Source organism: Calditrichota bacterium, assembly GCA_013152715.1.
Taxonomy (GTDB): domain Bacteria; phylum Zhuqueibacterota; class Zhuqueibacteria; order Thermofontimicrobiales; family Thermofontimicrobiaceae; genus 4484-87.
The window spans coordinates 130792-143160 of the sequence record JAADFU010000094.1; the positions used below are offsets into that span (position 1 = coordinate 130792).

At 45.5% G+C, this 12369-nt stretch carries 14 protein-coding genes; 12 read left to right on the forward strand and 2 right to left on the reverse strand.

What is annotated here, in order from left to right:
- Positions 1–142 precede the first annotated feature (142 nt).
- The 12 genes from GXO74_07795 (at position 143) to aroQ (ending at position 11631) form a co-directional block, all read left to right on the forward strand.
- Positions 143–1081 carry a sugar phosphate isomerase/epimerase gene (locus tag GXO74_07795; GenBank protein NOZ61571.1) on the forward strand — a complete coding sequence of 313 codons (939 nt, stop codon included), beginning with the start codon at positions 143–145 and terminating at the stop codon, positions 1079–1081.
- 176 nt (positions 1082–1257) lie between these two features.
- A complete protein-coding gene (locus tag GXO74_07800) occupies positions 1258–2088 on the forward strand; it encodes a sugar phosphate isomerase/epimerase (protein ID NOZ61572.1) in 831 nt (276 codons plus the stop codon).
- Positions 2089–2248: 160 nt separating this feature from the next.
- Positions 2249–3475 (forward strand): DegT/DnrJ/EryC1/StrS family aminotransferase, encoded by a 1227-nt coding sequence (locus GXO74_07805; GenBank protein ID NOZ61573.1) that lies wholly within the window; start codon positions 2249–2251, stop codon positions 3473–3475.
- 289 nt (positions 3476–3764) lie between these two features.
- A complete protein-coding gene (locus tag GXO74_07810) occupies positions 3765–4022 on the forward strand; it encodes a chorismate mutase (GenBank protein NOZ61574.1) in 258 nt (85 codons plus the stop codon).
- A 15-nt stretch (positions 4023–4037) separates the two neighbouring features.
- On the forward strand, positions 4038–5054 hold the full coding sequence (aroF, locus tag GXO74_07815) for a 3-deoxy-7-phosphoheptulonate synthase (protein ID NOZ61575.1): 1017 nt from the start codon (positions 4038–4040) through the stop codon (positions 5052–5054).
- A gap of 9 nt (positions 5055–5063) precedes the next feature.
- Positions 5064–6158 carry a prephenate dehydrogenase gene (locus tag GXO74_07820; GenBank protein ID NOZ61576.1) on the forward strand — a complete coding sequence of 365 codons (1095 nt, stop codon included), beginning with the start codon at positions 5064–5066 and terminating at the stop codon, positions 6156–6158.
- A 2-nt stretch (positions 6159–6160) separates the two neighbouring features.
- The gene (gene aroA, locus GXO74_07825; GenBank protein NOZ61577.1) at positions 6161–7441 is read left to right on the forward strand and encodes a 3-phosphoshikimate 1-carboxyvinyltransferase; all 1281 of its coding nucleotides are present in this window, start codon (positions 6161–6163) and stop codon (positions 7439–7441) included.
- Positions 7434–8312, forward strand: a complete 879-nt coding sequence (locus GXO74_07830; protein ID NOZ61578.1) for a shikimate dehydrogenase — start codon at positions 7434–7436, stop codon at positions 8310–8312. Before aroA ends, GXO74_07830 begins: the two co-directional genes overlap by 8 nt.
- A 1-nt stretch (position 8313) precedes the next feature.
- Entirely contained in the window at positions 8314–9504 is a 1191-nt protein-coding gene (gene aroC, locus GXO74_07835) for a chorismate synthase (GenBank protein ID NOZ61579.1), read from the forward strand.
- Between the two features lie 59 nt (positions 9505–9563).
- Positions 9564–10091 (forward strand): shikimate kinase, encoded by a 528-nt coding sequence (locus tag GXO74_07840; GenBank protein NOZ61580.1) that lies wholly within the window; start codon positions 9564–9566, stop codon positions 10089–10091.
- Entirely contained in the window at positions 10088–11188 is a 1101-nt protein-coding gene (aroB, locus tag GXO74_07845) for a 3-dehydroquinate synthase (protein NOZ61581.1), read from the forward strand. The genes GXO74_07840 and aroB overlap by 4 nt, the downstream gene beginning before the upstream one ends.
- Positions 11189–11190: 2 nt before the next feature.
- The gene (aroQ, locus tag GXO74_07850) at positions 11191–11631 is read left to right on the forward strand and encodes a type II 3-dehydroquinate dehydratase (protein NOZ61582.1); all 441 of its coding nucleotides are present in this window, start codon (positions 11191–11193) and stop codon (positions 11629–11631) included.
- Positions 11632–11707: 76 nt separating this feature from the next.
- Here the strand turns inward: aroQ and GXO74_07855 are convergent, their stop codons facing one another.
- Both GXO74_07855 and GXO74_07860 read right to left on the reverse strand, forming a co-directional pair.
- Entirely contained in the window at positions 11708–12088 is a 381-nt protein-coding gene (locus tag GXO74_07855) for a co-chaperone GroES (GenBank protein NOZ61583.1), read from the reverse strand.
- A gap of 95 nt (positions 12089–12183) precedes the next feature.
- Positions 12184–12369, reverse strand: a 186-nt coding sequence (locus GXO74_07860) for a nuclease (GenBank protein NOZ61584.1), incomplete at its 5' end; no start/stop codon positions are given.

Genomic DNA, 12369 nt, shown 5'->3' on the forward strand with positions numbered 1-12369 from the left:
GTTTCGAGTTTTTCCTTGGGAAAAAACCGCCCTTTCTCATCAAAATTAAATGCGAACGCACGAAATCCTTTATACCAATCATTAGAATTTAGTTTGTTGCAGACCGGAAATGATGCGGCGTTATATTTAAATCAGGCGAAAAATGGACCAACCACAAATTTTTCTGTCATCCTGGGCAATTAAAAAATCGATTGAAAATGGAGAGAAGCGCGTCCTGGATTTGCCGGCGTTGGCGAAGGAAAATGATTTTCAGGGCGTGGAGATCATCGACCGCCATTTACCTGATCTCGCTCGTGGGACTTTGCAGCATCTCAAAAACGCAATTGTCGAAACCGGGATCGGCGTGACATTGGGCATCTCTACGGATTTCACTTCAGACGTGGAGTTTGAATTGGAGGCGCAAATTCAGTACACGAAAAAAATGCTGGAAATCGCGGAATTTTTTGAAGCACGGTCGCTGCGTATTTTACTTGGCGGAAATGAATTTTTTTTCCAAAAATGGATGAGGTCGAAGAAGGTTGATCGGCAAAGTTCCCAGCTAACGGAAATTAAAAAGAAAAAAAAATTGACAAATTGGTTGCAGAAGATCGGAATTTTTCATATTTTACATAAGCTGACAATTCAAGCAAAAAGACCGCGTCCGTTGAAAGAGCAAGTGAAACGCCGGGTGCTGCGTGCGTTAGACCAAATTGTGCCGCTTGCTGAGAACAGAAAAATTCCCCTTGCCATTGAAAATCACTGGGGTATCACAACCTTGCCGGAAAACATTTTATTCTTTGTGAATCATTATCATTCAAGTTTCCTCGGCACATGTCCTGATTTGGGAAATTTTTCGCACTGGCAAAACAGGTACAGTGAAATCGAAAAATTGTTACCTCATGCAAAAGAAATTCACGCCAAGACTTACGCTTTCGATGGCTCGGGAAATGAGAAAACGATTGATTACGGACGAATGATTTCTCTGGTTCGTGAGGCGCGATTTTCCGGGATGATAGTTATTGAATACGAAGGCAGCGGCGATCAATTGGAAAATAGTCTGCATTCCAGAGATTTGGTTTTGAAAAATTGGAATCAAAGTTGATGCGAAAAAAAGTTTGCTCTGCGAGTCGGGAACTCATTTCGCTTTTTTGAATTGAATAGATAACAGCATTTCAAAGAAAATTACCGGAAACTGTGATTGCTACCCTGCCAGCGCGCTGAGCGAGAAATTTTTACTCATTCGGTTGAGGAGGCACGGGAAAAAAGAGGGGCGTTAAATTGATTCGACTGGCTGTCGTTTCGGATGAAATCTCGCGGGATTTTGCCGTTGCGGTGAAGGTTGGTACTGAATGGGGAATTCGTGATTTTGAGTTGCGTTATTTGAAATCGGGCCGAGTGCCATTTGTGTCCAGGGAAGAGGTGGACACAGTATTGCATTTCAAAGAAATGTACGGCGCGCGAATATCGGCGCTTTCGCCCGGCTTGTTTCAAATTTCTTTGCGCGATGAAGCTGAATTGAAGCAGCAGCTTGAGGAAAATATTTACGAAACTTTTCGGCTGGCGGATCGGCTGGAAACCAAACGCGTGATCATTTTCGGTTTCAAAAAATATCCGCGCGAGCCTGAAACCAACTACATTCAGATCATTCACATTTTGTCGCGGATGGCGTCGCTGGCGCAAAAATATGGTTTTACGCTGTTGCTGGAGAATTTAGCGGATACTTGGGCCGACACCGGTGAAAATACGGCGAAAATTCTCAACGACGTCAATTCCGGGAGTCTGCGCGCCAATTGGGATTTGGCGAATGCTTACATGTCCGGAGAAATTCCTTACCCCTACGGTTATCTAGCAATTCGCCGCCATCTTTCGGCGATTCATGTCAAAGATGTCAAAGAGAACAAAAGTGCAAAATTCGAATTTGCCGTTGTCGGCGACGGCGAGATCGATTGGGACGGGCAAATTCGCGCCATCGTATCCAGTCAGGAGACGGATTTTCTCACGATTGAAACGCATTGTCAGCCAATACCGGAAAATTCCCGCCTGAATGTGATGAAGATGAAAAATTTGATAGAAAAATATCAATTGGACGAGAATTATATCGTAAAATGAACCCTGGCGCATTTTTTGCTGAAAAAGATTCTTATTTGTTATGACAAAGCAATAGAGAAGTACAAATGCAGTCACTGTTTTCGAACTTTTCAATTGAGGATTTCAGTTTAATAAAACTAATGAAATACGACGTGAAAATGAACAGATCAGGAGAAATGAAATGGCAAAATTAGCGATTAATGGCGGTGATCCGCTACGGAAAAAACCCTTTCCGAAATGGCCTGTGAGAGATGAGAATGAGATCAAGAACTTGAGAGAAGTAGTTGAGAGTGGAAAGTGGGGAGCTTTGCACGGCGACAAAGTCAAAACTTTCAGCGAAAAATATGCCGCATTTCATAATGCCAAGCACGGAATTTGCGTCAACAGCGGCACCACGGCGCTGAAAATTGCGTTGTCTGCAGTCGGAATTGGTCAGGGCGATGAAGTTATTTTACCGGCGTACACTTTTATTGCCACGGCGACAGCAATTCTGGACGCTGGCGCGATTCCCGTTTTTGTCGATATTGATCCCGACACTTACAACATCGACGTGGATAAAATTGAAGAGGCGATCACTGATCGGACGCGTGGCATTATGCCGGTGCATTTCGGCGGACGCGCCTGCGACATGGACAAAATTAATGCCATCGCCAAAAAACATGATCTGCGGGTGGTTGAAGACGCCGCGCAAGCCTGGGGTTCGGAGTGGAATGGCAAAAGAGTCGGCGCTTTGGGCGACGCCGGCGGTTTTAGTTTTCAATCTTCCAAAAACATCACGGCTGGCGAGGGTGGGATTATCCTCACTAACGACGATGAAATTGCCATGTTCGCTAAGTCGTACATGAATTGCGGCCGGCTGGAAAATGGCATTTGGTACGAGCATTACTACCTGGGCGGAAATTTTCGCATGACTGAGTTCCAGGGCGCGGTGCTGCTGGCTCAATTCGATCGTTACTGGGAAATGAAGCAGAAACGCGAACAGAACGCCAAATATTTGCTGGAGAAAATGGCGCAAATCAAAGGAGTCGAAACGCTGGCAGAGGATTCGAGAATAACCAGCAATTCCTATCACCTGTTCATCTTTCGTTACAAAAAAGAATATTTCGGCGATGTGCCCAAATCAAAATTCATCGATGCCATGCGCAAAGAAGGATTTATCATCAGCGCTGGCTACTCGATTCCTCTTTACACGCAACCTTTAATGAAAAATCAGGCATTCGGTCCCCGCGGCAAAAGAGTAGATGTCGGAGTCGATTACACTCAATACAAATTGCCGGAAACTGAAAAAGCTTGTTACGAAGAGGCTCTCTGGCTGCCGCAATATGTACTGTTCGGTGAAAAAGAGGACATGGATGATATCCTCGACGGCATTTTGAAAATCAAAGAAAATATCGATGAACTCAAATAGCGATTCACATTTTTTTCCATTTTTTGAAAAAATATCTTGACAACTGTCTTTGAATTGTTTATATTAAACAAAAATATTCAGCAATCAGGTAACTGACAAATCAGGAAATTTTGATGAAACAATTTATTCCCACAACTGTCTTTGGCGTTTATTTTAGCTTTTATTATTATTTTTATTATTTCCGTAAAGATAGTGGGTGGGAATCGTTTGTGCATTGAACAATCAGAATTTTTAAATCAAACCCGCTATCAAAACAAGGTAGCGGGTTTTTTGTTTTTAGGAGGTTCACGTGAGGGAATTGGAGAATTTGCGCGCCCGCATTGACAAGATTGACGGGCAGATTGTTTCTTTGTTGAATCAAAGAGCAGAAATAGCAAAACGCCTTGGCAAAATGAAAAAATTGAGCGGAAAAGAGATCTTCGACGCGAGCAGAGAAAAGATCGTTTTTGACAGGATTAAGTTGTTGAATGAAGGTCCGCTCAGTGAAAAATCTCTGGAAAAAATTTATCAGACAATTATCCGGCAATGTCGTGAAATTCAAAAATAAAACAGGGAGACAGAAATGGTGGTAATCATGGAAGATCAGGCGACCGAAGAAGAAATTCTCGTTGTAGAGACCAAGATTAAATCTCTGGGCTACGACGTGCACCGATCCGATGGCGCTGAGCGGACAGTCATCGGAGCTGTTGGCGAACGAAGAGATATTGACCGCAGGAATCTGGAGCTTTTGGCTGGAGTTCGAGAAGTCATTTCCATTACAAAATCTTACAAATTGGCCAGTCGAGAGTTCAAGCAAGAAGACACCATCGTCCCGTGTTGCGGCGCGCAAATTGGCGGCAACAACGTCGTTATGATGGCAGGGCCGTGCGCCGTGGAAAGCAGAGAGCAAATTTCAGAGATTGCAGAGATTTTGCATGGCAGCGACGTGAAAGTGTTGCGCGGCGGCGCTTTTAAACCGCGGACTTCGCCCTACTCGTTTCAAGGTCTGGGAGAAGACGGACTAAAATTCCTTCGCGAAGCTGGCGATAAGTTTGGCATGGGGGTAATTTCCGAAGTTCTCGACGTCAGCCAAATCGAGATGATGGAAAATTATGTGGATATTTTTCAGGTCGGTGCGAGAAATATGCAGAATTTTTGGTTGCTGAAACAATTGGGAAAAACGAAAAAGCCGGTACTTCTCAAACGCGGCATGTCGGCGACGGTTGAGGAATTGCTCATGGCTGCGGAATACATTATGTCTAGCGGAAATTACAAAGTGATTCTTTGCGAGCGCGGAATTCGCACGTTTGAAAACTCCACGCGGAATACGCTGGATTTGTCCGCTATCCCGGTGATTCAAAAATTGAGCCATCTGCCTATTATTGTTGATCCGAGTCACGGAACCGGCCGTCGCGATAAAGTTGCTCCCATGGCGCGGGCTGCCGTGGCTGCCGGCGCGCAGGGATTGATTATCGAAGTGCACAATCACCCGGAAAATGCGTTGTCCGACGGCGCGCAGTCATTGTATCCCGAGCAGTTCGAAAAATTAATGGGAGAAATTAAAACCATCGCTTCTGCGGTTCATCGAAAAGTAGTGTAGGAAAAAAACATGCGATTTTCAACGATATGCGTTATCGGTACGGGACTCATTGGCGGCTCACTTTTGTTGTCGCTGCGTCGGCAAAAAATAGGGGAGAGGCTCATCGCGGTCGACTTGCCGGAGACGATTCAACGACTTGAAAAAATGGGCATTGTTGATGAGACTTATTCGAACAAGGAGTTAGCTGGTGCGGTGGAAAATGCAGATTTGATTTTTGTGGCCACGCAAATAAGCCTCATCGAACAACTTCTGCCGGAAATAGCCCGCCACGCACGGCCTGGCGCTGTCATTTCTGATGTTGGCAGCAGCAAACGTCGCATTGTGGAAATAGCTGCACAGGTGTTCTCTTCGCAGCAATATTTTGTCGGAGGACATCCCATGGCTGGCTCCGAAAAGAGCGGGTTTGACGCGGCGGACCCGTTTTTGTTTGAAAATTGTTTTTACATTTTAACGCCGCAGCCAAAAACGCCAAATGATATTATTGAAAATCTGGCAGATCTATTGGCTGAAATCGGCGCTAAAATTTTGGTGCTCGATTCCGCAACGCACGATCGCATTGCTGCCGGCGTGAGTCATTTGCCGCAGATGTTAGCTGTCTCTCTCGTTAATTTCATCAATCGCTGCAACGAACAGCAGCCACATTTTTTGCAATTGGCTGCCGGCGGATTTAGGGACATGACACGCATCGCTTCCAGTCCGTTCGCCATGTGGGAAGATATTTGCCGCACAAATGACGAACAGATTCTTTCTTTTTTGGATCAATTTATTGATTATCTTTCTGAATTCCGGAATCAATTTGAAATCAATTTTTTGAAAAAGCAATTCGAGGATGCTGCCAGAATCAGACTTTCCATTCCCAGAGACACAAAAGGTTTTATCAATCCAAATTACGACATCGCCGTAGTTGTGGATGACAAACCGGGTGTCATCGCCAGGATGGCAACTGTCCTCGCTGAACATAAAATCAACATTCGCGATATTGAAGTGCTGAAAGTAAGATTGTTGGAGGGCGGAACCATTCGACTTTCGTTTGAAACAAAACAGGACAGAGAGGATGCGATGAAATTGCTGCGCGGAATTGGCTTTGAGTGCAGAAAGAGGTGATAATGAAAAAAGTTATCGTGCCGGTGAGAAAGTTGGCAGGCGAAATTGAACTTCCCGGCGACAAGTCGATTTCCCATCGGGCGTTGATGCTGACGAGTCTCGCTGATGGGGAAAGCGAAATTTACAATTTGTCCGCTTGTCAGGATGTAAAAAGCACGGCGCAATGTTTGCGGGAATTAGGCATCAAAATTGAAATGGCAAATAACCGCTGCGTTGTTCAAGGGAAAGGATTGGTTGGACTAAATCAGCCGGACAAAGTGCTCGATGCCGGAAACTCAGGAACCACAATGCGGCTTTTGTCCGGGATTTTAGCGGGGCAGGAATTTCCGAGCTGCATTACCGGCGATGAATCGTTGCGAAGACGACCGATGAGGCGCATCATTGAACCGCTGCGAGCAATGGGTGCTGTGATTTCTGGCAGGAATGATAATTTTGCGCCGCTGTGCATTGAAAAAGGCGCGTTGAAAGGAATTGAGCACAAGCTGAAAATTGCCAGTGCGCAGGTGAAGTCGAGCATTTTGTTGGCGGGCCTGTTTGCCGAGGGCGAGACAATTGTGGATGAGCCTGCCCTCTCCCGGGATCACACGGAACGGATGCTGGATTTTTTAGGCGCAGAAATTGTTGCTAAAAAACGCAGGGTTGTTGTTAAATCTTTTCCGCGATTGAGGGCGAAAAAAATTATCGTGCCTGGCGATATTTCGTCCGCTGCTTTTTTTCTGGCAGCCGCGGCGATTGTCCCTGATTCCGAAATTCGCCTCAAAAATGTGGGCATGAATCCGTCTCGTACCGGCATTCTGGATGTGCTGAAAATGATGGGCAAAAACGTGCGCATTGAGAACTTCAAAATTACAAATAACGAGGAAATGGCAGATTTGATCATGACTTCGCACAAGTTAAAAGGCGTCGAAATTGGCGGCGCGCTGATTCCGCGAGTCATTGACGAAATTCCGATTATCGCGATTTTAGCGACTCAGGCAGAAGGAGAAACTGTCATTCGCGATGCCGTGGAATTGCGGGTGAAAGAGACCGACCGCATCCGTTCTGTGGTGGAAAATCTGAAAAAGATGGGCGCTCAAGTTCAGGAATTGCCTGATGGTTTGGTTATTCAGGGAAGTCAGAAGTTGAAGGGCACAAAAATTGACAGCTTTGGCGATCATCGTATTGCCATGTCCTTTGCCGTTGCCGGGCTGGTAGCCGAAGGGGAAACGGAAATTTTAGGAGCTGAGTGCGCGGATATTTCTCATCCGAGTTTTTTCGTACAATTGGAGAAGATTTATGCCTGATGCAAAAACAGGAATGCTCGGCGTCATTGGCGATCCCATCGAGCATAGTTTGTCGCCGATCATGCACAATTTCATTTTTCAGAAACTTGGGCTAAATTTTTGCTACCATGCCTTTCGCGTAATTGACCGGGATTTGCCTCACGCCATTGATGGGTTTCGCGCGTTGAATTTTCGCGGAATAAATGTTACGCTGCCGCACAAGCAAAATATCATTCAATATCTCGATGAGGTTCACGATGACGCAGCGCAGTTGGCGGCGGTAAATACGGTACTTTTCTCGCACGGAAAGGCTTTGGGTTTCAATACGGACGTGAAAGGATTCATGAACGCAGTCATTAATTTTGGCGTAAATTTGGAGGGGGAGAAAGCTATTTTGTTAGGCGCTGGTGGATCAGCGAGGGCAGTGGCGTTAGGATTGTTGCGTCTCGGGTGCAAAGAAATTGCTATTTACAATCGCTCTTTGCCCAACGCGCAAATAATGGCAGCTTTTTTAGTAAAAAAAACTGGCATCAGTGTTTTTTTTGCTCACGATTTGAAAGATCGTCAGCTTTACCGCGATGTCGAGAATGCAGCCATTTTGGTCAACGCAACAAATGTGGGCATGGCTCCGGACATTGAGAAAAGTCCATTGCCCTATGATTTGAAATTGAATTCAAAAATGTTCGTTTTTGATCTGATTTACAATCCGGCGGAGACCGCCTTGCTGAGTTTTGCCCGAAAACAGGGCGTGCAGATACAAAATGGCCTTGAAATGTTAATTTTTCAAGGCATTGCTTCGCTGGAGATATGGTTAGGCAAAGAAATTGACGTCTCCAATTTTTTCAACAACTTAAAAAATAAAATTATCGAGGCATTAGAAGAAAATGGCTAAAATCAGATATTTGACTGCCGGTGAATCGCATGGACCAGCCCTGGTGGGAATTATAGAGGGGTTACCCGCTGGTCTGGAAATTGATATTGGCGTGGTAAATCTTCAGCTCTCCCGACGTCAGCAAGGTTACGGTAGAGGCGGTCGCATGAAAATTGAGAAAGACGAGGCAGTTATTTTGTCTGGCGTGCGGCATGGAAAGACTCTCGGTAGCCCGGTGGCGGTGATGATTAAAAATCGAGATTGGGAAAACTGGCGGGAAAGTATGAGTGTCGAAAAATTGGATGATTTGAGCAGTGTAACAAAAGTCACCATTCCCAGACCTGGACATGCTGATTTACCCGGGGCGGGAAAATACGGACATGAAGATTTACGTAACGTCTTGGAACGCGCCAGTGCCAGAGAAACTGCCATTCGGGTGGCAATAGGCGCAATTGCGGGACAGTTGCTGCGACAATTTGGGATTCAAATTGTCAGCCACGTAAAGCGCATTGGAGACGTGCTGAGTTCTTTTTCGCTCATTTCGTGGACTTCCGCAGAAAAAAATCAGTGGCAAGGACGTTTGCAAGACCTTTACGCTCGTGTGGAACAATCACCGGTTCGCTGCTTCTCAAAAGAGGTCGGGGAGAAGATGTGCCAAGAAATTGATCTGGCAAAAGAAAAAGGGGAGTCTCTGGGGGGTGAAATCGAAATCGGCACTTTTTTTCTGCCGCCCGGGCTGGGCAGCCATGTGCATTGGGATAGAAAATTAGACGGGAAAATTGCCGGCGCCATGATGAGCATTCCGGCAATAAAATGTGTGGAAATCGGAATAGGAAAACTCGCGGGAGGAACATGGGGGTCTGATGTTCATGATGAAATTTTCACGGATGAAAACGGAAATATTTTTCGACGAACGAATCGCGCCGGCGGACTGGAAGGGGGAATGACCAACGGCGAGCCGATTGTCGTCAAGTGTACAATGAAACCGATTCCCACGCTGATGAGACCGCTGCGTTCCGTTGATCTGGAAACAAAGCAAGCAGTTAGTGCCCACAAGGAACGTTCGGACGTATGCGCCGTCCCAGCAGCGGCAGTAGTGGCGGAATCCGTTTTGGCGCTCGTTTTGGCAGATGAATTTTGCGAAAAATTTGGAGGAGATTCGATTGAGGAAACGAGGCGGAATTTTGAGAATTACTTGGAAAAACTACCTTGAAGTCGCATCATCCTTCCAAAGCTTTGAAAGAATTAAACTTAACATATTGTTAAAAGCAAATGATTAAACATCCTCAAAAAAATATTTACCTCATCGGCTTCATGGGCTCGGGCAAAAGCACTGTGGGGCCTTTACTGGCGAAAAAAATGAACCGCGCCTTTTTTGACACGGATGAATGGATCATCAACGAAACCGGCAAAACCATTCCGGAAATTTTCGCTGAAGACGGCGAACAATTTTTTCGCGAAAAAGAGCGGGAAGCGATTCAAATTGTCTGCAAGTTCAAAAATATGCTGGTGTCTGTCGGCGGGGGCGCTGTAGTGGATTCGAGCAACTGGCTGACTCTCAAAAAATCCGGTCTGATGGTTTACTTGCAGTGCGACGCAAATGAGATTTTAAACAGAGTGAAAAATGATTTGAACAGGCCTTTATTGAGTCAAGCGGAGGACAGGCTGGAAAAAATAACAAGTTTGCTGACTCAAAGGGCGCCAATTTATGAAAAAGCGGACATCATCATTGACGCGAATAATCTGACGCCGGAGTTGATTGCCGAGAAAATTTACCAGAAAATTAAGGATTTTGTATGAGCGAAATTGCTGTTGAATTAGGTGAACGCAGCTATCCGATAATCATTGCTGCGAATGCATTAGCGGATTTGCCTCTTATTTTGGAAGAAGGGTCTGTAACAAAAAAGTTCGTACTCATCACTGACACTCGCGTGAGTTCACTGTACGGAAAAAAGGTTCTTGCTTCATTATCGGATGCTAATTTTGACGTGGAATACATTGAAGTTGCTGAGGGCGAATCTTCCAAACAACTGTCAATTTACGAATACGTCGTACGCAAAATGATTACTGCCGGCATCGATCGCAGTTCGGCTGTTCTGGCTCTCGGCGGGGGTGTCGTCGGTGATTTAGCCGGATTTGTCGCAGCGACTTACATGCGTGGCATAGATTTCGTTCAGGTTCCCACAACATTGCTCGCCCAAACGGATAGCAGTGTCGGCGGAAAAGTGGGCATAAATTTGCCTGAAGGGAAAAATTTGATTGGCGCATTTCACCAGCCGAAATTCGTTGTCATTGATCCGCTCGTGCTCAAAACATTGGATCGCCGAGAACTAAATGCCGGATTCGGCGAAGTTGTCAAGTATGCCCTGATACGCGACAAAGAGTTGTTTGCGTTGCTGGATGAGACAGAAATTCTGTCAGCACAAAAGTTGGATTTCGATTTGCTCGAACAAATTATCGCTCGCTGCTGTGAAAACAAGGCGGAAATTGTTGCGCAGGATGAGAAAGAAGGCGGACTGCGGCGGATTTTGAATTTCGGCCACACTCCCGCACATGCGTTGGAGGCAGCGACTGGCTACCGATATTTCCGCCACGGCGAAGCAGTCATCTGGGGCATGCGTGTTATGACTTACATTTCTGTTGCGGAAAAATTGATTTCAAAAGAAAAATTTAAGCGCATCGATAAGTTCATGAAGCGGATGCCGGTACCGCCTGTGCCGAAAGAGATTAGCAGCGTTGAATTACTGCAATACATGAAGAAAGACAAAAAACGAATCAGCGAAAAATTGCCTTTGATTCTACTGAGCGACATTGGTGCGACAAAAATTGTTACAAATTTGCCGGAAGAAAAATTGAGAATGGCAATGGACAAAGTATTCAATTTGGAGCGAAGTTGACGATGGCGCAAGAATTTTTAGTGATTCACGGCCCGAATTTAAATTTGCTCGGCGAGCGCGAACCGGAAATTTACGGACAGATGCGCCTCGCTGATTTGAATCGTGAAATAAAAAAATATGCCAGAGCCAGAGGTGTAAAAATCTCCTTTTTTCAATCCAATCACGAAGGTGAAATCATCGATCGGATTCATTCTGTGAGAAAAAAAATAACTGGTTTGATTATTAACCCCGGCGCCCTGACTCATTACAGCTATGCGTTGCGAGACGCCATTGCCGGGACGCAAATTCCCACCGTGGAAGTCCATTTGTCCGATATTCACAATCGCGAGCCATTCAGGAAAATTTCTGTGATCAAAGATGTTTGTTTGCAACAGATTTCAGGGCTGGGAAAGGAGAGTTATTTTCGGGGAATTGATCGAATAATAAATGAAAAAAGTAAGTGAACTAAATTCCCAAAGTTGCTCTGGCAATTTTAGCAAACGAATCAGAAATGCGGTTCTTCACGCTTTGTGCTGAAATTTATTCTTCGATTTCCGGAGAAATTTTATCCCGCACAACAGCCAGCACCGCGGATTGCGGGACAATGAGATATTTTTTATTTTCATATTCGATCTCGACTGCCTCTTTGCGCAGGAAAATGGCGTAATCGCCGGGGTGGACTTGCAGCGGAATGTAGCGCGGTTTAATTTGTTTTTCCAGCCAGGGCTCGGACGAATCAGTTGCCGGTAAAATGTAGCCGGGGCCTGTTTTGAGCACCAGGCCGCTGTGAATTTGTTCTTTTGTGGTGACACCTTGCGGCAGGTAAAGACCGCTGGGTGTTTTTTGTTTGTCAGTGTCCGGATTAATCAAAATCCGGTCCCCGATGACGACAATCTCTTTTTCTATTTTCACGTCGCTGATTTTTCTTTTGTCATAATTTCTTTGCTTGGAGTGCCAACTTTTGCCTCCCCAAAAACTCTAAACTAGGAACACAGCACTGATAATTCCCAAAAATTTCATCCCCCATACGGTTCGGCGTAGCCTTCCTTCATCATACGATCATTTACGTTGTAGTATTCGCCATTTTCATCCGTCGCCCAGATTTCGCCGAGGTATCTGCCGTATTTTCCTTTCCTGTCTTTGATCGTCTCAATGAAAACATCGCGGTCGAGAATGAGTTGTCTGAGATAATCTCGAGATAC